The sequence below is a fragment of the Actinobacillus ureae ATCC 25976 genome, assembly GCF_000188255.1.
In the GTDB taxonomy this organism is placed as follows: domain Bacteria; phylum Pseudomonadota; class Gammaproteobacteria; order Enterobacterales; family Pasteurellaceae; genus Actinobacillus; species Actinobacillus ureae.
This window is the reverse complement of sequence record NZ_GL831080.1, coordinates 832,688-855,305: the sequence shown is the minus strand read 5'-3', so window position 1 is coordinate 855,305 and position 22,618 is coordinate 832,688. Positions and strand designations below refer to the sequence as shown.

Here is a 22,618-nt window from a genome sequence, read left to right as displayed (position 1 = left end):
GGGAAATACGATGATTGAACAACAAGAACCAACACCGGTGTTTCAAGTAGAAATTGATGATAACCGTATTGCGATTATTCGTATTCAAACTTTAGATAATGATGCTAACTGGTTACCGGAAAACTTTGTCAGCAAACTACGCAGCGTCATCGGTAGTGTCATCTATCAGCAAGCTAGAGGTGTGATTTTTATCTCTGCTCGTGCCCACAATTTTATTCAAGGCTTCAAGCCGAGCATTCTAAAAGAGAAAACGGCGGAACAACTAAGAATATTTTCACAAGAAGCGCAAGCAGTTATGCGAGAAATTAATACGTTAAAAATGCCGGTGATCGCCGCAATTGACGGCAATTGTTTCGGCTTAGGCTTAGAATTAGCATTGTCGTGTGATTATCGTTTAGCAACAGATGAACATCACACACAATTTGCGATGCCGCAAGTACGTTCCGGCTTATTACCGTTTGCCGGCGGTACGCAACGTTTACCTCGTTTAATCGGCTTACAAAATGCCACACCACTGTTGCTCTTTGGGCATAAAATCAATGCCGAACAAGCAAAAAAATTTATGTTAGTCGATAAGCTCGTGCCGGTAACCAGACTTTTTGATACCGCTTATCAAATGTTATTAAATAGCAAAGTGCAAAAAGTTGACTATAAACGACCGCTTACCTTATTCAAGAAATGGCGTAAACAACTGGAAGGCAACACACTATTTCGTAATAAGTTTCTCGACCGCACCGAAAATTTGGTATGGCTAAAAACCTTCGGTAACTACCCTGCGGTTGCTCGTCTGATCGAATTGCTGAAAGAGCCGCATTTCAAGGCTGGGTTAAACCTAGAACAACACGCATTCGCTGAGTTATTTCATACCGAAACCTCAAAAGTTTTGATTGATTTGAAAAAAACCGAGCGGGCAATGAAAGATAAATATCGCATTCGTAGTGATGTAAGAGATGTATTACAAGTGAGTGTGCTTGGTTCCGGGTATATGGGCGCAGGTATTGCTTATTTAACTGCAAATAATGCGCAAGTGCCGGTACGAATTAAAGACATTCATCCTTCAGAGATCCGTAAAGCACTACGTACCTGCTACGAGTTGATGCGCAATGAAGTGGATAAAAACCAGCTCAAGCCGGGGCAAATGATTCAGAGAATGAACCTAATTACCGGCGGTGAGCGTCTTGTTGCAGCAAAATCGACCGATTTTGTTATCGAAGCCGTGTATGAAGATCTCAAGCTAAAACAACGTATGTTGCAAGAAAGCGAAGCCTATTATGACGAACATGCTATTTTTGCAACCAACACGTCAACTTTCGCAATTCGAGATATTGCTTCGGTTGCTAAGCGGCCGGAAAATGTGATTGGCTTCCACTACTTTAGCCCGGTGGCAAAGCAAAAAATGGTTGAAATCGTGCCGCATGAAGGTACTTGTGAACATACGATTGCCACGGCGATCCACTTTGCGATTCAGCAAGGAAAAGTGCCGTTATTAGTCGTTGATAAACAAGGCTTCTTTATTAACCGCATTTTAACGCCGTTCTTATTAGAAGCGATTCAATGCTTAGTCGATGGCGAATCCATTGAGTTTATCGACCGTTCCTTGCAAGAATTCGGTTTCCATTTAGGCCCATTAGCGGTTATTGATGAAATGGGTTTAGATGTGATTGCCAAATCAAACCCTGCTCTGGTTCGTGAATTGGGCAAACGTTTTAGTTTGCCGGAAAGTGTCGATTTACTGATTCGCAATGAACGCAAAGGCTGTAAGAATAAACGCGGCTTTTATATGTATGATTCTAAAGGCGAACGTTTACAAGAGGATAAAAGTATTTATCATGTGATGGAAACCATCGCTCGTAATGATTTGGAATCCGAACAAATTGCCCGCCGTTGTATTTTACGTATGATTAATGAAGCGGCTTGGTGTTTACAAGATAATGTTATTCAGTCTATTGATGAAGGTAATGTGGCTTCCGTACTTGGTGCTGGTTTCCCTGAGTTTAGAGGTGGAATTTACGCTTATATGGACAAAATCGGTGCTAAAGAAATCGTTAAGCAATTACGTCAGCATGCTAAACAATACGGTACTCGTTTTGAACCTTGCGAATGGCTGATACAACAGGCTGAACCAGCTGAATCTATTTAAAAAAGGGATAATAGCCTTACTTATCCCCAAATCTCTAAAGGAAATAATTAATGAAAAAATCAACCCTTGCGATTTCTGTAGTGGCTGCATTAGCTGCGATCACTAGTGGCGGTGCGTGGTATACCGGTAACCAAATTGCGCAACGTTATCCGGAACTGCTTGAACAAGTAAATATTGGCTTAAAGGGCTTAAAAGCTTATGACATTCACGCCGACATCAGTGATGTCAAACTCACAAAAGGCGTTTTTAGTTCAGAAGTTCAATATAACGTCAATGTTAAAACAGATAAAAATAACTTTGTGCTTAAAGGAAACGACACCGTTTATCATGGACCGATTCCGTTAAATCGCTTAATGAAAGGCAATTTGGTGCCAATGTTATTAAGCGGTGAAACGCATATTTCTGCCGTGGACAACCAGCTTAAAAGCTATTTTGCCGGTAATGATGTTCTTTCAGCGACAACGGATATTCATTACAGCGGTAATGTAGCCGGTAATGCTACACTTAATCCGTTTAAATCGGAGAAGATTGAAACCTCAAAAATCTATTTGGAGGGCGATTATAACGGTTTCGGTAAACAACATTTGAACATTGAGTTACTAAAAATAAAAGGCGATAGTGAAAGTAATGATGCACTTGAATTAACCGGCTTACATTACACGGCAAATTACACACAAGATAAACAATATCCGGAGCTAAAAGGTTTAGGTGATTATCAAGCGAACATTAAAAAGCTCTCTGTTGTTAACGAAAAAAATGAGATCATCAATTTAAACGAACTGACTTCTAAAGGTCATAGTGAAATTAAAAATGAGCGTGTGGTTGGTTCTGGAGCTCTTACATTCAATGCAGATTGGGCAGCTGAAGCTAAAACCGCTGATTTAGGGAAGATTCATCTCGATATGATGATGGATTTTGACGCAAAATCATTTAATGAATTGACTTTACTTTCAGATAAATTGGAAAACGCATCGCCTGAAATCCAAAATCAGTTACAAACAGCTGTAACCGACCTTATTACTAAAGCACCTAAATTAAAAATTAACGAACTTTCGATTAAAAATGCGAAAGGTAAAAATAGTTTCTCACTTAATTTAGATTTGGACAAATTCGATATTGCACAAATCTCACAAGCGAAATCTATCGAAGATACGCTTAAAATCTTTAAGCCGTCTCAGCTAGATCTAAATGTAAATCTAGCAGCAAGTGAAGAAATGACAAAACAATGGTTAACCATTGCGCCTGATGCAAATTATGTCGGTACACCGGAAGAAAATGCCAAACTACGTATTCAAGAATTAACCAATAGCGCAAAATATTCAGGTATTGCTACTGTGGACGCAGAGAATATTAAACTGGCATTAAAAATTGAGAATGGCAAAGTAAACTTAAATGGTAGAGAGGTATCAGAATCCGAACTACAATTGGCACTGTGGGCAATTATGCTCGGTGCGAGCGGCTTAGGTCACTAGTCATTCATTAAACAAGCGGTCTGTTTTGGTAGAAAATTTGCAAAATTCTTACTAAAACAGACCGCTTGTTTTTACCTTAAAGCCACTGATATAGAGCAATAATCAGCGGCATGGTAAACACACAAAGTAAGGTGGTTACGCCATAAATTGCACTAGCTTTTCTTGCGTCTTGGTTATATACCACCGCCATTTGGGTAACAGTTGCCGCCGAAGGACTAGTGGTTGCCAAGAAACTAATCATCGCAATAGTTGCACCGTTCTCTGCTACCCAACTGCCAAAGTCGAACGCTTTCACAATCACCAATAAAATCAGCGGGATAAAAATCAAGCGAAGAAACGAAACCAAATAAATACGCTTATCAGCCATAATTTCTTTGACCGGAATCGACGTAATTAACATCCCAGCCACTAACATCGCCATCGGCCCAATCATATCGCCAAGCCAAGCTAACGTACCGGAAATTACACTCGGTAATTTAATTTGTAACAGGAACAACAGCATACCAATCACAATCGCAATAATGTTGATATTAGTCACAATCTTTTTCAAAGACACTTCGCCCTTACCGCACAATAACATGCGTAAATGCGACCAAAACAAGAAATTTTGTACCACCATAAAACCGGTGGCATAAATCACCCATTCATTGCCAAATAACGAAGCGACCAACGGAATAATCAAATTACCTGAATTGGAATAAATGGCGGTGGCGTGTTCCAAATTATTTAATTTAAAAATCGGTTTTAATATTTTACCAATCAAGATCAACAGACCGCTCAGCAAAATCGCCATACCGAAAGACAAATATAAGCCGTGTAAAATAGCGTCCGAATATTCGATTTGAAAGGCGGTAATCAGCATAGACGGACTAATAATATACAACCCGATAACCGAAATAGGATAACTTTGTTCCGAAGTCAGCAATTTCAGCTTCACCAATAAATAACCGAGTAACACAATAATGGTTAACTGAGTGATTTTCTCCGCTAACAATAAAGCGATGTCCATATTAGGCTTTCTCCAATAACAAGCGTTTCTCACCGGAATATACGGTCGCTTTTCCTTTGCGGGTAAAAGCACTCAAAGTGAAATCATGTGCCTGCGCAATCTCAACCGCTAATGCTGTTGTTGCAGAAATGGCACACAACATTTCGATACCGACCGCCAAACATTTCTGCACCATTTCAAAACTAGCTCGACTGGTCACAAACACAAAACCAAGCGGCTTACCGGCTTTCGCATACCAACCAATGAGTTTATCGAGTGCTACGTGTCTGCCAACATCTTCTCGAATCGCTAGCAATTCCCCTTGCGGAGAAAAGAATGCCGCCGCATGGCTTGCGCCGGTTTGTTGTACTAATTGTTGCGCTTGTTCCAGTTGTTGCAAACAATCATCGAATACCTGTGGATTTACGGCTTGCAAGCGGTCATTTTTTTGTAAAAATTTGCAACTTTGACTGACTTGCTCCAATTGCTCTACCCCGCAGATTCCACAGCCGGTTCTGCCGGTCATCGAACGGCGTTTTTCTTTCAGCGCCACAAATTGGCGAGTGGCGATTTCCATTTGTACTTCGATACCGTTGCACTGTTCAATCACATCCAAGCCATATAATTCTTGTTTATCGGTTAAAATGCCTTCCGCCAACGAAAAACCTAACGCAAAATCTTCCAAATCTTGTGGACTCGTCATCATTACCGCATGAGAAATCCCGTTATACACTAATGCAACCGGCACTTCACAAATAAGATTTTCTTGAAGTTCAGTGGTAAAAAATTGTTGTAATTTCACCGCTTGTTTTTGTATTGTTATATCCATGATTTATTCCAAATAATATTCCCACAAATATTTTTTTACCTTTATTCTACAATTTTTTCCTACCCAACAATATAAAAGTTTCCTATCTATATTTCTGTTAGAAAATAAAAATCACTCGCACCAAATAACATTTCTTTAACAAAAACCTACTTTTTGCTTGCATTTTACATTTATTTTGTTAAAAATTTGTAAAACTCAAAATGTTCAACGACATTTAAATCCCGCTAGTATTCCGTTAAATATTTAAGCTATATCAACTAACTGCAAATAGTGCTAGTTTTACTTACGATTGGGTATGGCTTATTAAAAATAAAGGTCAATAATAGCTTTCACTTTAAATGCAGTATGCAATTAGAGCTTTTCAGATTATTCGCATTAATTCTTATTAATGTTTCGTTTTAAGTAGGAGTGATTATGCAGGTCTCTAGACGTAAGTTCTTTAAGATCTGTGCAGGTGGTATGGCGGGCACATCCGCAGCAATGCTAGGCTTTGCGCCGGTAACTGCGTTGGCTGCCCCTCGTGAATATAAACTTTTGCGAGCCAAAGAAACCCGTCAAACTTGCACTTATTGCGCCGTAGGTTGTGGTATGCTGATGTACAGCATGGGTGACGGTGCAATGAATTCACGTGGTAAATTATTCCATGTTGAAGGTGACCCAGACCATCCGGTAAGCCGTGGGGCGCTATGCCCTAAAGGTGCGGGGGTTTTAGACTATGTAAATAGCCCTAATCGTTTACAATATCCGGAATATCGTGCGCCGGGTTCAAATAAATGGGAAAGAATTTCTTGGCACGATGCTATTCATAAAATCGCAAAACTTCTAAAAGAAGACCGCGATGCAAACTTCCAAGCAACCAACGAAGCTGGCACACCGGTAAACCGTTGGCTCACCACAGGTATGTTATGCGCTTCTGCTGCAAGTAACGAAACCTGTTACCTCACACATAAGTGGGGACGTTCTCTCGGGATGCTCTATTTAGACAACCAAGCGAGTACCTGACACGGACCAACGGTAGCAAGTCTTGCTCCAACATTTGGTCGCGGTGCCATGACAAATCACTGGGTTGATATCAAAAATGCGGACGTAGTGGTCGTAATGGGCGGTAATGCCGCTGAAGCGCACCCTGTCGGTTTCCGCTGGGCAATCGAAGCGAAAAAACAAAACAGTGCGAAGTTAATGGTGGTTGACCCACGCTTTAACCGTACAGCATCTGTTGCGGATTTCTATACACCGATTCGTTCGGGTACCGATATTGCAATGTTATTAGGTGTGATCCGTTACTTGTTAGCAAACGATAAAATTCAACACGAATACGTTAAACACTATACCAACGCAAGTTTCTTAGTAAACGAAGGCTTCAAATTTGAAGACGGTTTATTCTCCGGCTACGATGCGGAAACTCGTCAATACGATAAATCGACATGGTCTTATCAGCTTGATGAAAACGGTCAGCCGAAACGTGATTTAACATTCCAAGATCCTCGTTGTGTCATTAACTTATTAAAAGCACACGTTGAACGTTATACACCGGAAATGGTTGAACGTATCTGCGGTACGAAGCAAAAAGCCTTCTTAGAATTTGCAGAAACCATTGCTTCAACTTCAACACCGGAACGTACAACAACCTTCTTATACGCATTAGGTTGGACGCAACACTCGGTCGGTTCACAAAACATTCGCTCAATGGCAATGATTCAGTTACTGCTCGGTAATATCGGTATGGCCGGTGGCGGGGTAAATGCGTTACGCGGACACTCAAACGTTCAAGGTTCTACCGATATGGGCTTGTTCCCGTCAATGTTGACCGGGTATATGCCGCTTCCGACGGAAAACGATACGTCATTAGACGCATTCTTAGCGCGTATTACACCGAAAACGACAGTTGAAGGTCAGGTAAACTATTGGCAAAACACACCGAAATTCTTAGTCAGCTTGCTCAAATCATTCTATGGCGATAAAGCAACTGCAGAAAATGAATACTGTTTCCATAATTTACCAAAACAATTACCGAAAAAACTCGACCCAATGCAATACATCAATATGATGGTAGAGGGAAAAGTTAACGGTTATATCTGTCAAGGTTATAACCCGATTGCGTCTTACCCGGATTCAAATAAAGTCCGTAAAGGCTTAAGCAAGCTGAAATTCTTAGTCATTTTAGATCCGTTAGAAACGGATACGTCTAACTTCTGGCAAAACCATGGAGAGATGAATGATGTCAATCCGGCAGATATTCAAACGGAAGTATTCCGCTTACCAACTATCTGTTTTGCGGAAGAAGATGGTTCGATCGCAAACTCTGGTCGCTGGTTACAATGGCACTGGAAAGCGGCCGAACCACCAAAAGAAGCAAAACCGGACGTAGATATTCTAGCGGAAATTCGTGAAGTGATGTTAGAAATGTATCATCACGAAGGCGGTAAATCGATTGATACCATTGAAGCGACGACTTGGGATTACGCCAACCCGGCAGAACCGAAAGCGGACGAGCTAGCCAAAGAAATTAACGGCTATGCATTAGAAGACATCGTTGACCCAACAAGCGGTCAAATTTTGGTGAAAAAAGGCGAATTGCTTTCTTCATTTGCACAACTGCGCAATGACGGTACAACCGCTTCAGGCAACTGGATTTATACCGGTCAATGGACGCCGAAAGGTAACCAAATGGCAAACCGTGATAACTCTGACCCTTCAGGTTTAGGTAATACGTTAGGTTGGGCATTTGCATGGCCGGCAAACCGTCGTATTGTGTATAACCGTGCGAGTGCGGATCCATCCGGTAAACCGTGGAACCCGAAACGCCAGCTTGTAAAATGGAATGGTAAAAACTGGAACTATATTGACGTGGCAGACTTCGGTTCTGCGCCACCAAATAGCAACGTGACTCCGTTTATTATGCAGCCGGAAGGGGTAAGTCGCTTATTTGCACTGGATAAATTGGTTGATGGCCCGTTCCCTGAACATTACGAACCAATCGAAAGCCCAATCGGGACGAACCCGCTTCATCCGAATGTGGTACAAAACCCGGTGGTGCGTATTTTAGACAGCGATAAAGCAAGTTTCGGCACAGCGGATGAATTCCCTTATGTCGGTACAACTTATCGTTTAACGGAACATTTCCACTTCTGGACGAAGCAATCTATGTTAAATATGATTGCACAACCGGATCCGTTTGTGGAAATCGGCGAAGCGCTTGCACAAGAAAAAGGCATTGTGAATGGCGATACGGTCAAAGTGAGCTCAAAACGTGGCTTTATTAAGGCAAAAGCTGTAGTAACGAAACGTGTGCGTTCTGTACAAGCGGACGGAAAAACTATCCATACCGTAGGTATTCCAATCCACGGTGGCTTTGCAACCGTCGGTAAGAAAGGTTATTTAGCGAACAGTTTAACCGGTCGTGTGGGCGATGCGAATACACAAACCCCGGAATATAAAACGTTCTTGGTTAATATTGAGAAAGTCACGGAGGTAGCATAATGTCGGTCGTTCAAGAACAAAACATTATTAAAGTCTCCGCAACATCATTCGTTACACCGCCACCGCAAGCTCGTACTGGCGCTGTTGTAGAAGTGGCAAAATTGATCGATGTCTCAACCTGTATCGGTTGTAAAGCGTGTCAAGTAGGTTGTTCCGAATGGAACGACCTTCGTACCGCTCCACAAGAATGTGTAGGTGTTTACGATAACCCGATTGATCTGAATGCCGAACAATGGACAGTCATGAAGTTCAATGAAGTGGAAGAAAATGACCGCTTGGAATGGTTAATCCGTAAAGATGGTTGTATGCACTGTTCTGAACCGGGCTGTTTAAAAGCTTGTCCGGCACCGGGCGCAATCATTCAATATGCAAACGGGATCGTGGACTTCCAATCTGACAAATGTATCGGTTGCGGTTACTGTATCGCCGGTTGTCCGTTCAACATTCCTCGTATGAACGATAAAGATAACCGCGTGTACAAATGTACCCTTTGCGCCGATCGTGTTAACGTAGGTCAAGAACCGGCATGTGTAAAAACTTGCCCGACAGGTGCAATTCGCTTCGGTTCTAAAGAAGAAATGCTTCACTACGGCGAACAACGTGTTGCGGAACTCAAAAGCCGTGGTTACGAAAATGCCGGTGTGTATAACCCTGAAGGGGTCGGCGGCACACATGTAATGTATGTGTTACATCATGCTGACAAACCGGAATTATATTCTGGCTTACCGAAAGATCCAAGCATTGATCCGACTGTTACGCTTTGGAAAGACGTTTTAAAACCGGTTGCCGCTATCGCAATGGGCGGTCTTGCACTTGCTGAAGTTGCACACTATGTAACGGTTGGTCCAAACGTTGAAGAAGATGTGGAAGATCATCATGAGGAAGGAGATAAACATGAATAAGAAATTAGAGATTACGAACGATACTAAAATCGTTCGTCATAAACCACTTGCCCGTGTGAGCCACTGGTTTTTGGTTATCGCTTTCTTCTTAACTATGTTTACCGGGGTTGCATTTTTCTTCCCTGATTTTGCATGGTTACATGAGATTCTTGGTACACCGCAGCTTGCTCGTGCATTGCATCCATTTACCGGGATTGTAATGTTTATTGCATTTATCATTATGGCGCTGATCTACTGGCACCATAATCTTCCGGAAAAAAATGATATTCACTGGGCAAAAGGGATTGTCGAAGTATTAAAAGGTAACGAACACGCAGTTGCTTATAACGGCAAATACAATTTGGGTCAGAAAATGCTGTTCTGGACTCTAATTTTAGCAATGTTTACCTTGTTGATTACGGGCATTATTATGTGGAGAAAATACTTCTCTTCGAATTTCTCGATTCAAACGTTACGTATCGCAATTCTACTTCACTCTGCTAGCGCATTTGCGTTATTTACTGGTATCCTAGTGCATATGTATATGGCATTCTGGGTTAAAGGCTCGATTACCGGTATGGTTGAAGGTTGGGTAACGGTTCGCTGGGCGAAAAAACACCACCCAAAATGGTTTAAAGAAGAAGTATTACCTGAAATTGAAAAACAAGTGAAGGAATAACTGGCTTCTAAAATGATTTAAAGTGCGGTAACTTACCGCACTTTATTTTTGAACACTTGATTTTTAAATGCTTGCTAAGTTTCTTTTTAAAGGGCATTTAGCAAGATTTAACCAGAGACAATAATATGAGTATCCGAATTTTACCTGAAAACGAAATTAAACAAGCGGCAAGCTCGTTCCAAACCCCGCCGCTACTGTTTGCTAATCCAAAGAATCTCTATTTCCGCCGAGCAAAGCGTTTAAGAGAACTAGCGGAAAATAATCCGTTTGGCGATTACTTAGAATTTGCAGCAAATCTTTCTGAGGTGCAATTAGATTTACTGGAAAGTCGTCCTATTGCAAATTATTCGGAAAAATTGACCGCTTGTGTCCAAACTTCAAACGGACAAAAGCCATTAAATGCCAAAACCTTCCAACGCAGCGCTGAATGGCGTGAGTTATTATTAGCTTTAATTGATAAGTTTAAGCCTTATGCAAACGACACGATGTTGGTTACTATTGAGCTGTTGGAAAAATCGTCCAGTTCTGAACTGGAAGCCTTTGCCGATGATTTGCTTAACGAACGTTTTGAAACAGTGGGTGCAGATAAAGCGGTGTTCCTATGGGCAGCTTTATCCCTGTACTGGACACAACTCGCACAACAATTACCACGTAATACCCGAACCGAAGTTGGTGAACGTCATACCTGCCCGGTATGCGATTCTGCACCGGTGGCAAGTGTGGTACATTTTGGCGACACCCAAGGACTGCGTTATTTACATTGCGCATTATGCGAAAGCGAATGGAATATGACTCGCTCACAATGTTCTGTCTGCGACCAAAGCGGCAAATTGGATTATTGGAGCATTGATAGCGTGGATGCAGCGGTTAAAGCTGAAAGCTGCGGTGATTGTGAAAGCTATTTAAAAGTGCTTTATCAAGAGAAAGACCCACACGTAGAACCTGTTGCCGATGATTTAGGCACACTGATTTTAGATGCGGAAATGGAGCAAAAAGGGCTAGATCGCAGTGGTTTGAATCCTTTCTTATTCCAAGTGGAATAACCATTCTTTTGGCAAAAAAGCGGTCAAATTTGGCCGTTTTTTTACCACTCTAACCTATGTGTATTCGATTAATTTGAGTTTTGTCATTATTTCACAAAATTAATTAATTCTTTATTGCTATTTTCACTATTTTTAGGTATATCTACCCTTAGTTGAATTTATGCAATACATAGGAAAAAATTATGAATCAGCCATACTCTACTATGCGTAACAACATCCATATGCTTGGTGATTTTTTAGGTGAAACTATTCGTGAAGCCCAAGGTAATGACATTTTAGAATTAATTGAAAGTATTCGAGTTCTTTCAAAAAATTCTCGTGCTGGCGATGAAAAAGCACGCGAACAATTACTAGATAAATTGGCGAATATCTCAACAGAAAATGTGTTACCTGTTGCACGTGCATTTAGCCAATTCTTAAACCTCACCAATATTGCTGAACAATATCAAACCATTTCTCGTCACCATCAAGATGCCTCGTTAGGTAACCGTTCGTTAGATGCGCTATTCGCTCGCTTAAAAGCGCAAAACACTCCGGTTGAAACCGTCATCAAAGCCGTTGAAAAATTATTGGTTGAATTAGTGTTAACCGCACACCCAACCGAAGTTACCCGCCGTTCATTAGTGCATAAACATGTTGAGATCAATAAATGTTTAGGTCAATTAGAACACGATGATTTAACCGATGCGGAACAAACTAAACTTAAACGTCGTTTAATGCAGCTGATTGCACTTGCTTGGCATACCAACGAGATCCGTGCTGCTCGCCCGACTCCGGTTGATGAAGCTAAATGGGGTATGGCAATTATTGAAAACAGTTTATGGAAAGCCGTACCTGATTTCTGCCGTGAACTGAATTTCCAATTAGAAAAACATTTTGGCGTACAGCACGACGTAGCGCTTGCTCCGGTACGCTTCTCTTCTTGGATGGGTGGTGACCGTGACGGTAACCCGTTCGTTACTTCAGAAGTGACACGCAAAGTGTTACACATGAACCGTTGGAAAGCAGCGGAATTATTTTTAAATGATATCAGTGATTTAGCCGAAGAGCTTTCCATTGTACAGTGTACGCCTGAATTCCGTGCAAAATACGGTGATCATATCGAACCTTATCGTGTTGTAGTAAAAGGGTTGCGTACAAAATTACAAAAAACCTTAACCTACTTTGGTGAATTAATTGAAGGTAAAGCGACCACAGTTGCTCCAAGTGATATCATCACTAACGATAACGATTTATGGGAGCCGCTCTATGACTGCTATCAGTCATTACAGGCTTGTGGTATGCGCATTATTGCAAATGGTGGCCTATTAGATTGCTTACGTCGTATCCGTTGTTTTGGATTGGGTTTATCTCGCCTTGATATCCGCCAAGAAAGTACCCGTCACGAAATGGCAATTTCCGAAATTACTCGTTATATCGGTTTAGGTGATTATGCGCAATGGACTGAAGACGACAAACAAGCTTTCTTAGTACGTGAATTGAGTTCTCGCCGTCCTTTAGTACCGACTAACTGGACACCAAGCCCTGAAACGCAAGAAATTTTAGATACCTGTAAAGTGGTTGCCCAACAACCTGAAGGCACAATTTCCGCTTATGTTATTTCTATGGCGCATGAAGCTTCTGACGTGTTAGCGGTACATTTATTATTGAAAGAAGCCGGTTGTAAATATACCGTACCGGTTGCGCCGCTGTTCGAAACGCTGGATGACTTAGATCACAGTGAAAAAATGATGACCGATTTATTTAATATCGGTTGGTATCGTGGTGTGTTCAACAACTATCAAATGGTAATGATCGGCTATTCAGACTCGGCTAAAGATGCCGGTATGTTAGCGGCAAGTTGGGCGCAATATCGTTCACAAGAAGCATTGGTCAATTTAGCGGAAAAATATAATATCGAATTAGTGTTATTCCACGGTCGTGGCGGCACAGTAGGTCGTGGTGGTGCGCCGGCACACGCAGCGTTATTATCGCAACCGCCTCGCTCATTAAAATCCGGTTTACGTGTAACCGAACAAGGCGAAATGATTCGTTTCAAACTCGGTTTACCTGCAGTCGCAGTAGAAACCTTAAATCTCTATGCAAGTGCGATTTTAGAGGCCAACTTATTACCGCCACCGGAACCAAAACAAGCATGGCGAGATATTATGGACAAAGGTTCAGATATTTCATGTGAAATTTATCGCGGCGTTGTTCGTGGAGAGCCGGATTTTGTCCCATATTTCCGCAGTGCAACACCGGAACAAGAACTATCAAAACTGCCGCTTGGTTCTCGTCCGGCAAAACGTAATCCGAATGGTGGTGTAGAAAGCTTACGTGCAATTCCATGGATTTTCGCTTGGATGCAAAACCGTTTAATGTTACCGGCTTGGCTTGGTGCGGGTGCTGCGCTTCGCCAAATGATTGAACAAGGCGATGAAGCAACCCTCAAAGAAATGTGCAAAGAGTGGCCATTCTTCTCTACCCGTATCGGTATGTTAGAAATGGTATTCTCAAAAGCGGATTTATGGCTTGCTGAACATTACGATCAACGTTTGGTAGCAAAAGAATTACACCGCTTGGGTAAAGAGCTTCGTGCGCAATTATCGGCGGATATTCAAACCGTGTTGACCTTAGCACACGATGGTCAATTGATGGCAGATTTACCTTGGATTGCCGAATCCATCGCATTACGTAACGTTTATACCGACCCTCTCAACTTATTACAAGTCGAGTTATTACAACGTTTACGTAGCCAAAGTGATATACCGGACCCTGCTTTAGAGCAAGCGTTGATGATCACCATTACAGGTATTGCCGCAGGTATGCGCAACACCGGCTAATCGCAAAAAATTAGTTAAAAAAGACCGCTTGGTTTACTACAAGCGGTCTTTTTTTCTATGGATTTTACATATTCTTCGCAAAATTCTTTTCATTCACTTGCTATATCCATTCTAAAATTTATGTTATCATTTCGAATTGTTTTTACTCGATTTTTTATTTATATGAATATTCGCTTAAACATCATTCTCCTTGTTATTGCTGCCGCTTTAGGCGGTTGGTATATGAGCCAACAAACGCCAGAAACAAACGGTTTAGATCAATTAATCAAGAAAGAAGGTAATCCTGATTATACTGGGAATAAAATGACTACTTCGGTTTATGATCTAAAAGGCAACCCACAATATTTTGCTCAAGCCGATGAAATTAAACGTTATGAATCAAGCGAAAGAACGGAATTTTTAAACCCTTTTGTTGACTTATTTGATGCACAGACTGCACTCAAGCAATGGAAGGTAAGCGCAAAACACGCTGAAATTACGAAAGAAAAAATGCTGAATTTATCAGGTGACGTTAAAATTGAAGCGCTTGATCCCACCTCTCGCTTACAGCGAGTTGAAACTGACAAACTAACCGTTGATTTAAACACTCAAGATATTTTTACCGACAGTGCGGTAAAATCCGTAGGATTAGGTTTTACAACTAGCGGGGTCGGTTTAAAAGGCAATTTAAAACAGCAAGTTGCCACACTCACTAAAAACGTAAAAACTTATATTGAACCAACTGTTATAAGACAGTCTAACGAAAAAGAAAAATCAGAGACGCAATCTCCTAAGGACGTACAATGAAACTTGTCATGAAATCGGTTGTTCTTACAACTCTATTGGGTGTAAGTATCTCAGTACATGCACTAAAAGGTGATACAGATCAACCAATCAACATTGATTCGGGTAGCCAGTCTCTCGATATGAATAGCAATGTGGTTGTTTTTACCGATAATGTCGTTATTACCCAAGGCTCAATTAAAGTTACTGCACATAAAGTAACAATTACACGTCAAGAAGGTAAAAAAGAAACGCTTGATGCAACAGGTTCGCCGGTGACTTTCCAACAAACACTGGATAACGGTAAATCAGTGAACGGTAAAGGTAACAGTGTGCATTACAATCTCAATTCAGAATTTTTGACATTAATCGGTAATGCGGAATTAAAACAACAAGGTAGTTTTATCAAAGCAAGTAAAATTACTTATGATATAAAAAAACAACAGTTAAAAGCAAATAGTGGAAATAAATCACGAGTAAGAACCGTGCTTATTCCGAACGAACTAAACAATAAAAAATAGTAGGTAATATCAATGCCAACGCTTTATGCAGAACATTTAGCAAAAAGCTATAAAAATCGCCAGGTCGTAAAAGACGTGAGCCTGAATGTTAAAGCAGGAGAAATTGTCGGTCTGTTAGGGCCGAACGGGGCTGGTAAGACGACCACTTTCTATATGGTCGTAGGTCTTGTACGCTATGATCAAGGTAAAATAAGAATTGATGATGAAGATATTAGCGTACTTCCGATGCATGATCGTGCAAAACAAGGTATCGGTTATTTACCGCAAGAAGCCTCGATCTTTCGTCGCTTAAGCGTATATGACAACCTTATGGCTGTTCTCCAAGTTCGTAAAGACTTGAACAATCAGCAACGTAAAGCTAGGGCAGAAGAATTGATCAATGAATTTCATATTTCGCATATCCGTGACAGCTTAGGTCAATCACTCTCAGGCGGGGAGCGTCGTCGTGTTGAAATTGCACGAGCGCTTGCAGCAAATCCGCAATTCATCTTATTAGATGAGCCTTTTGCTGGTGTGGATCCAATTTCTGTGATTGACATAAAAAAAATTATTGTGAATTTAAAAGAACGTGGTTTAGGCGTATTAATCACTGACCATAATGTGCGTGAAACGTTAGACGTTTGTGAGCGTGCTTATATCGTAGGTAGCGGGCAAATGATTGCTAGCGGTACTCCGGCTGAAGTATTAAATAACCCTGATGTAAAACGTGTTTACTTAGGTGACCAATTTAAACTTTAATCTGATGGATTTATAGGGTGGTGTATAACTACCCTATCTTTTCAGAGTAAAACATATGAAATTAACAAAATTTCTCACGATCGAAAATATTCGCCAAGGCGCTTTGATCTCAAGTAAGAAAAGAGCGCTAGAATTAGTCGGTAAAATCATCGCAGAGTCATTGAATAAAAGTTGTGGCTGCGAAGAAAATGAAGGGATTTGTCCAATTGAATGTTTTGGCAACCTATTCAAACGAGAAAAACTTGGTTCTACAAGTTTAAATCATGGAATAGCCTTACCACACGCAAAATTACCGAGTTCATCAACACTTTCTTTAGAAAATCCGATTGCCGTATTCGTTCAGCTTGAAACGCCGATTGATTACGAAGCAAGTGGTAATAAAGAAGTTGATTTAATTTATGCGGTAATGTTCCCTGAGGAAAGTTGTGAACAATATAAAGGTTGTTTACAACAAATTGCACAACGTCTCAGTGATAAAACATTAATAAAACAACTGCGTAACGCAGAAAGTGCTGAAGAAATTTGGCAACTACTTGAATACGCAGATAATCAGGTTATTGAGCAAGATTAATTGCATTAGAGGAAAGATATGGAATTAGTGATTATAAGTGGACGCTCCGGTTCTGGTAAATCTGTTGCGTTACGAGCTTTAGAAGATGTAGGTTATTACTGTGTAGATAACCTACCGCTTCCGCTTATTCCTGAATTAGCCTCATTCTTATCCAGTTCCGGTTGTTCTGCGGTAGTCAGCCTTGATATTCGTAACTTACCGGAAAATTCGGAACGCATCGAAGAATTCCTTAACCAACTTTCACAACTTACAATCAGTACCAAATTAATTTTCCTCGATTGTGAACGTAATGCGCTCATCAGACGCTATAGTGATTCTAGACGTTTACATCCTCTTTCCAGTAAAGATTTATCACTTGAGAGTGCGATTGACTTAGAAAGCGCCTTACTTGAACCACTTTTTCATCAAGCCAATTATATTATTGATACTACGAATATTTCTTCGCATGAATTAGCGGAGAACTTGCGTAGTCTCTTACGCGGTTCAACCGATAAAGAACTCAAAATCGTCTTTGAATCTTTCGGCTTTAAATACGGTTTACCTGCCGATGCAGATTACGTTTTTGACGTTCGTTTCTTACCAAATCCGCATTGGAATCCTGAATTACAACCAATGACTGGTTTAGAGCAACCGGTTATCGATTTTTTAGATCGACAAACTGAAGTACACAATTTTATTTACCACACACGTAATTATTTAGAAATGTGGTTGCCGATGTTGGAAAAAAATAATCGTAGCTACCTTACGATTGCTATCGGTTGTACCGGTGGAAAACACCGCTCCGTATTCGTTGCGGAACAATTAGCCAAATATTTTCAGAGTCGAGACAAAGACGTACAAATTCGTCATCGCAGTCTCGAAAAACATCATCGTAAACCTTGCTAATCTAAGCGGTCAGTTTTTCTCAAAATTTTGCAAATTTTTCAAGAAAAACGACCGCTTTTAATTTATACATTCAATAACATAGCACACTATGAAATCAGCAGATATCATCATTATTGGCGGCGGCATGGTAGGGCTTGCACTCGCAGCGCTATTAAAAGATACGGAATGCCAAATCAAGATTATTGAAAAAAATGCGCCGTCACTTAGCGATAGCTATTCCAATCGAGTAAGTGCGATTAATGCCACCAGCGAAAAAATGTTACGCCAAATCGGTGCCTTTGATCGCATTGCTGCTAATCGCTTATCACCTTATCAACAAATGCGAGTATGGGAAAAAGACAGCTTTGCTCAAATTCACTTTGACAATAGCCAGCCGGAAATTAAGCAATTAGGAGTGGAGCAACTCGGCTTTATTATTGAAAATAATCGTATTCAAGATGCTCTTTGGCAACAAGTCAGTCAACAACCGAATGCTGAAATTATATTAGCGTCAGCACAAACTATCGGTATCAATGAGACAGGCGCATTTTTAACATTAGACAATGGTGAAATGTTAACGGCTAAATTAGTAGTAGCCGCAGACGGTGCCAATTCATGGATTCGTCAACAAGCCAACATTCCGCTGACAAGCAAAGATTATCAACATACTGCATTAGTCTGTAATGTAAAGACAGCGGAACCTCATCAAGCTATTGCACGCCAAATTTTCGCTCCGGAGAGTATTTTGGCATTTTTACCGCTTGCCGATGAACAACACTGCTCAATTGTGTGGTCTTTAGCGCCGGAGCAGGCTGAAATGCTGCTAAATTGCGATGAGAAACAATTTAATCAAGCTTTAACCATTGCCTTTGATAATCAGCTAGGTATGATTGAATTGCAAAGTGAGCGTGCAATTTATCCGCTTGTAGCACGTTATGCGCGTGATTTTGCACAAAATCGTATTGCGCTGATTGGGGATGCGGCACATACTATCCATCCGTTAGCCGGCTTAGGGGTAAATTTAGGTTTTGCCGATGCAATTATGCTCGCACAAGAAATTCAGCAACACTTAATACTCGGTCATGATATCGGTGAATATCGCCACCTACGCCGTTTTGAGCGTACTCGCAAAGCTGAAGCGATTAAATTATTGACGGCGATGGAAAGTTTAAAACAGCTTTTTTATGGCAATAATCCGCTTAAAAAACTCATTCGCGGTATTGGTTTAACTGCGGTGAACCAAATGCCTCAGTTAAAAAAACAGCTGATTGCGCAAGCGATGAATGTATAAATAAGAGTTCAAAAATTACACACTCGACAATCTTATACAAGATTTTACTGAACTAGCCTTTTATCTTATTGTCTATTATCGTTACAATAAACGCCCTTTCCAAAGGGAACTTTAATCTTACTTTTTAAGGAATACTAATGAAAAAATTAGCAACCATCGGTGCGGTAGCACTCTTAGCATTTAGCGTAACAGCATGTAACAAAGCAGATCCTGCAGCAGATTACAAAAAATTCCAAGAATGGTACCAAGTTCAAGAACAAACTCAAGCAACAGCACAAGCTGAGTTCCAAAAACAATTAGCTGAAGTTATGGGTCAGAAAGAAAAAGATCCTAAAGCATTAGAAGCTGTATTAAATAACTTCGCTGGTAAAGTGCAAGAAACATTAAAAAGCTTAGACGCTGTTGATGTGAAAAGCGAAGAAATTAAAGCATTAAAAGATAAAACTAAAGCAGTATTAGGTTTATCAAGCGAAGTACTTTCAGAGCAAGTAAAAGTTATGGCTGCACCAACAGCAGAAGCTCAACAAGCTATTCAAGCTAAAGCGGTTCAATTAAACCAAGCGGCTCAAGAACTTCAAAAATTACAAGCGGATTTAAAAGCAAAATTTGCTAAATAATTTGCTGATACAATGATAAAATTATAAGGTTAGTGTTTAACGACACTAACCTTTTTCATATAGGACAATCACATGAATAAATTTACTAAACTCGGCGCTGCAGCGTTATTCACATTATTTTTAACTGCTTGCGATAAACCGGCAACGAAAGCGGCTGATACATCTGCAACTCAAACAGAAACTAAAACGGCAACGGTAGATACCGGCGCACAAGACTATAAAAAGTTCCAAGAATGGCAACAATTACAAGAAAAATCAATTGGTGATGCCATTAACAGCGCAATTGAAAAATTAGGAGATAAAGCAAAAGATGCGGCACTTATTCAAACAACCATGAATAAAGCGATTCTTGAGCAAATTGAAAATATCCAAAAAAGTGCAGCAACTCTAGAAATTACGGATCCGCAAGTAAACGCACTTAAAGATAAAGCACTCGAAGCTATGGCATTAGGTGCAAAAATGATTGATGAAAATGACAAACTTGCTAAAAATCCAACTCCTGAAGCACACAAGGCGTTTGGTGAATTACAAACGCAATTAGATAAAATTGCGACGGAAGGTCAAAAAATTGAAGCTGAACTAGCAACTAAATATGGCGCAGCTCCAGCTCCAGCTCCAGCTCCAGCTCCAGCTCCAGCTCCAGCTCCAGCTCCAGCTCCAGCTCCAGCTCCAGCTCCATAATTATATTTTTATCGGCTAGGCAATGCCTAGCCTTTTTCACTCGGCAGCAAACAGCATCAAAATGCACAACATAATAAAAATTATTATTTCTTATTCATTTATATTAGGTCTTATCGGTTGTACAACGTTGGAAAACCACTCTCCACAGGCTGATTTCCAACGCTTTCATCATTGGGATGAGGTTTACGGAAATGATTATATTCAAGCGACCGTCTTTGCGATGTACGGTTTAGAAACCGCTACAAATAAATATGTGCGCATTGAAACTATGCAAAATTATTTAGAAGAAGTGGATACGATCCAAGCATCGTTGAACTATCTGGATATCCAAAATGATGAAATTTTACCAATTAAAAATATCGGCTTAAGAGCATTACAATTAAGCCAAGAAACATTCAGAGATATGATTAAATTAGAATCTCAACCGAATGAAGCCTTGGCTCAATCAGTTCAAGATAAAGGGAAAATGATTACCCAATTAGGTAATGAAATCTTACATGAAAAATTAAAATTAATGAAAAAATATCAGTTATAAACAAAAGGACGCTCAGTGCGTCCTTTTACTTTTATTGCCAACCTAAAGCCTTATTTGCAATATGTTCTCGCAATAACTTGCTATGAGAAATCGTAAATAAGCCCACATTTCTGACCGCTTGTAGCGGTAATAAATCGCAAGAAAACAGTGAAATCAGACCGCTTGTTAGAGAAAGAATCTCTGCTTGATCTTGCTTTCTCGATTGCTCAAATTGATTAAGCAATATGAACTCGCCCAAATCTTCCCCTTGTTCAAAGGCTTTTGACAATAGTTGTGCAAGGGTAAACAAATCTCGCATTCCAAGATTAAAGCCCTGCCCCGCAACCGGATGTAATAATTGTGCCGCATTACCTACAATCGCCAAGCGATGATGAATATGCGATTGTGCTTTTTGCGAAGTGAGCGGATAAACGAATCGCTTGCTGACTCGCACAAATTGCCCTAATTTCCAACCGAATTGCTGCTGTAATTGCGAAAGAAAATCTTCATCGGTAAGCCTCAGCAAATCTTCCGCTTGTTTCACACACCAAACTAATGACATTCGATTATCACTTAACGGCAACAACGCTAACGGCCCTTGCGTCGTAAAACGCTCAAAAGCCTGCCCTTTATGCGGTTCACTGATTTCGACATTTGCAATTAAAGCCGACTGTTGATAATCCTTTAATAGCTCTGTTTCAACACCGCACTGCCGAGCGATTTGGGATTGAATCCCATCTGCAGCAATTATCAGCTGTGTTCTAATGTGTTCGCCGTTTTGTAACGTAAGCGAAACCTCAGTTTGTGAACGTTCGAAACGAGCTATTTGATTCGGACAAAACCAATGGATATTCGGTTGCTGCTCAATACAAGCGCTCAAATTTTTACCTAATTTTGCAAGCTCAACCACGACACCTAATTGTACTAAATTCAGCTCGCTCGCTTTCAGTGTCGTTTTACCGAAATGCCCGAGATCCGACACCTGAATCTGTTGAATTGGTGTGGCAATTTGCTGAATTTGTTCGGCAAGTGAGCTGTCGACAAGCGGTTGAATTTGAGCAAATTTTTGCAAACTGCCTTGTGCCAACGCAATACTACGTGCATCAAAACCGCCTTGTTGCGCATAATCAGGCAACTGTTTTTCAACGATCGCAATCCGCATTTTATGCTGCGACAAGCTACTTAGCACCAATGCTAATACCGAACCGGTCACCGCACCGCCAACAATGACCACATCAAATTGCTCTGCCATTTCTACCTCTTATTCAAACACTCGTAACACATCAAGCGGATAGCTTTCGCCACTCAAATAATCTTCAATAGACTGGCTGACTAACGGATTACGTTCGCACTGTCCTTCCTGCTGAATAAAATGCTTAAATTCATCTAAACTCAGCCAAAAACCTTGAGTAATATCACTATCTTGCGGCGAAATCGGCACAAAATCGTCTAACTCAACCGCAAATACAAAGCGTAAATAATCGGTCTGTGAACGAGGTGCGTGCCATTGATAAATCTTAATTAAACGTTGAGCTTCCGCACGAATCCCAGTTTCTTCGAATAACTCTCTACTCGCACCTTCCAACAATGTTTCATTTGCTTCCAAATGCCCTGCCGGTTGGTTTAAGGTTCGTTTACCGTATTCGATTTCTTCCACAAATAAAAATTTACCTTTGCAATGCACCACACAGGCTAAAGTAATATTCGGTTTATGCATATCGTTCC

General features: G+C 40.7%; 20 protein-coding genes. 16 read left to right on the top strand and 4 right to left on the bottom strand.

The genetic code is table 11. The features are described from left to right. The first annotated feature begins 10 nt into the window (after positions 1–10). Both HMPREF0027_RS04190 and HMPREF0027_RS04185 read left to right on the top strand, forming a co-directional pair. Positions 11–2,140 carry a 3-hydroxyacyl-CoA dehydrogenase NAD-binding domain-containing protein gene (locus tag HMPREF0027_RS04190; protein ID WP_044024275.1) on the top strand — a complete coding sequence of 710 codons (2,130 nt, stop codon included), beginning with the start codon at positions 11–13 and terminating at the stop codon, positions 2,138–2,140. Positions 2,141–2,190: 50 nt separating this feature from the next. Beyond that, the gene (locus tag HMPREF0027_RS04185) at positions 2,191–3,612 is read left to right on the top strand and encodes a YdgA family protein (RefSeq protein ID WP_005622490.1); all 1,422 of its coding nucleotides are present in this window, start codon (positions 2,191–2,193) and stop codon (positions 3,610–3,612) included. 76 nt (positions 3,613–3,688) lie between these two features. Here HMPREF0027_RS04185 and HMPREF0027_RS04180 read toward each other — a convergent pair whose 3' ends face one another. Continuing rightward, positions 3,689–4,621, bottom strand: a complete 933-nt coding sequence (locus tag HMPREF0027_RS04180) for an AEC family transporter (protein WP_005622489.1) — start codon at positions 4,619–4,621, stop codon at positions 3,689–3,691. A 1-nt stretch (position 4,622) separates the two neighbouring features. Then, complete coding sequence (gene fdhD, locus HMPREF0027_RS04175) at positions 4,623–5,429, bottom strand: formate dehydrogenase accessory sulfurtransferase FdhD (RefSeq protein WP_005622488.1); 807 nt, start codon at positions 5,427–5,429, stop codon at positions 4,623–4,625. A 414-nt stretch (positions 5,430–5,843) separates the two neighbouring features. Here fdhD and fdnG point away from each other — a divergent pair, with 414 nt between their 5' ends. The 14 genes from fdnG (at position 5,844) to HMPREF0027_RS04100 (ending at position 20,914) form a co-directional block, all read left to right on the top strand. Beyond that, positions 5,844–8,909 (top strand): formate dehydrogenase-N subunit alpha, encoded by a 3,066-nt coding sequence (gene fdnG, locus HMPREF0027_RS04165; protein ID WP_147290491.1) that lies wholly within the window; start codon positions 5,844–5,846, stop codon positions 8,907–8,909. Further along, a complete protein-coding gene (gene fdxH / locus HMPREF0027_RS04160; protein WP_005622484.1) occupies positions 8,909–9,811 on the top strand; it encodes a formate dehydrogenase subunit beta in 903 nt (300 codons plus the stop codon). The genes fdnG and fdxH overlap by 1 nt, the downstream gene beginning before the upstream one ends. Continuing rightward, complete coding sequence (locus HMPREF0027_RS04155; protein WP_044024273.1) at positions 9,804–10,469, top strand: formate dehydrogenase subunit gamma; 666 nt, start codon at positions 9,804–9,806, stop codon at positions 10,467–10,469. Before fdxH ends, HMPREF0027_RS04155 begins: the two co-directional genes overlap by 8 nt. Before the next feature lie 125 nt (positions 10,470–10,594). After that, positions 10,595–11,512 (top strand): formate dehydrogenase accessory protein FdhE, encoded by a 918-nt coding sequence (gene fdhE / locus HMPREF0027_RS04150; RefSeq protein ID WP_005622482.1) that lies wholly within the window; start codon positions 10,595–10,597, stop codon positions 11,510–11,512. Positions 11,513–11,694: 182 nt separating this feature from the next. Then, positions 11,695–14,334: a phosphoenolpyruvate carboxylase gene (gene ppc / locus HMPREF0027_RS04145; RefSeq protein ID WP_005622481.1), complete on the top strand. Its 2,640-nt coding sequence runs from the start codon at positions 11,695–11,697 to the stop codon at positions 14,332–14,334. Positions 14,335–14,496: 162 nt separating this feature from the next. Then, positions 14,497–15,120: an LPS export ABC transporter periplasmic protein LptC gene (lptC, locus tag HMPREF0027_RS04140; RefSeq protein ID WP_005622480.1), complete on the top strand. Its 624-nt coding sequence runs from the start codon at positions 14,497–14,499 to the stop codon at positions 15,118–15,120. Continuing rightward, the gene (lptA, locus tag HMPREF0027_RS04135) at positions 15,117–15,617 is read left to right on the top strand and encodes a lipopolysaccharide transport periplasmic protein LptA (protein WP_005622479.1); all 501 of its coding nucleotides are present in this window, start codon (positions 15,117–15,119) and stop codon (positions 15,615–15,617) included. Before lptC ends, lptA begins: the two co-directional genes overlap by 4 nt. Before the next feature lie 12 nt (positions 15,618–15,629). Then, positions 15,630–16,355 (top strand): LPS export ABC transporter ATP-binding protein, encoded by a 726-nt coding sequence (gene lptB, locus HMPREF0027_RS04130; RefSeq protein ID WP_005622478.1) that lies wholly within the window; start codon positions 15,630–15,632, stop codon positions 16,353–16,355. Between the two features lie 55 nt (positions 16,356–16,410). Then, positions 16,411–16,926, top strand: coding sequence for a PTS sugar transporter subunit IIA (locus HMPREF0027_RS04125; RefSeq protein ID WP_005622476.1), 516 nt, complete (start codon positions 16,411–16,413; stop codon positions 16,924–16,926). A gap of 18 nt (positions 16,927–16,944) precedes the next feature. Next, the gene (rapZ, locus tag HMPREF0027_RS04120) at positions 16,945–17,811 is read left to right on the top strand and encodes an RNase adapter RapZ (protein ID WP_005622475.1); all 867 of its coding nucleotides are present in this window, start codon (positions 16,945–16,947) and stop codon (positions 17,809–17,811) included. 88 nt (positions 17,812–17,899) lie between these two features. Beyond that, the gene (locus tag HMPREF0027_RS04115) at positions 17,900–19,081 is read left to right on the top strand and encodes an FAD-dependent 2-octaprenylphenol hydroxylase (RefSeq protein WP_005622474.1); all 1,182 of its coding nucleotides are present in this window, start codon (positions 17,900–17,902) and stop codon (positions 19,079–19,081) included. A 137-nt stretch (positions 19,082–19,218) separates the two neighbouring features. Then, the gene (locus tag HMPREF0027_RS04110; protein ID WP_005622473.1) at positions 19,219–19,698 is read left to right on the top strand and encodes a hypothetical protein; all 480 of its coding nucleotides are present in this window, start codon (positions 19,219–19,221) and stop codon (positions 19,696–19,698) included. Positions 19,699–19,770: 72 nt separating this feature from the next. After that, positions 19,771–20,379 (top strand): hypothetical protein, encoded by a 609-nt coding sequence (locus HMPREF0027_RS04105; protein WP_005622472.1) that lies wholly within the window; start codon positions 19,771–19,773, stop codon positions 20,377–20,379. A 61-nt stretch (positions 20,380–20,440) separates the two neighbouring features. Beyond that, positions 20,441–20,914: a hypothetical protein gene (locus HMPREF0027_RS04100; protein WP_044024429.1), complete on the top strand. Its 474-nt coding sequence runs from the start codon at positions 20,441–20,443 to the stop codon at positions 20,912–20,914. 31 nt (positions 20,915–20,945) lie between these two features. On the opposite strand, the gene ubiH is transcribed toward HMPREF0027_RS04100, so the two are convergent. Both ubiH and HMPREF0027_RS04090 read right to left on the bottom strand, forming a co-directional pair. After that, positions 20,946–22,145 (bottom strand): 2-octaprenyl-6-methoxyphenyl hydroxylase, encoded by a 1,200-nt coding sequence (gene ubiH, locus HMPREF0027_RS04095; protein ID WP_005622470.1) that lies wholly within the window; start codon positions 22,143–22,145, stop codon positions 20,946–20,948. Positions 22,146–22,154: 9 nt separating this feature from the next. Continuing rightward, positions 22,155–22,610: an NUDIX hydrolase gene (locus HMPREF0027_RS04090; RefSeq protein ID WP_005622469.1), complete on the bottom strand. Its 456-nt coding sequence runs from the start codon at positions 22,608–22,610 to the stop codon at positions 22,155–22,157. Positions 22,611–22,618: the final 8 nt, after the last annotated feature.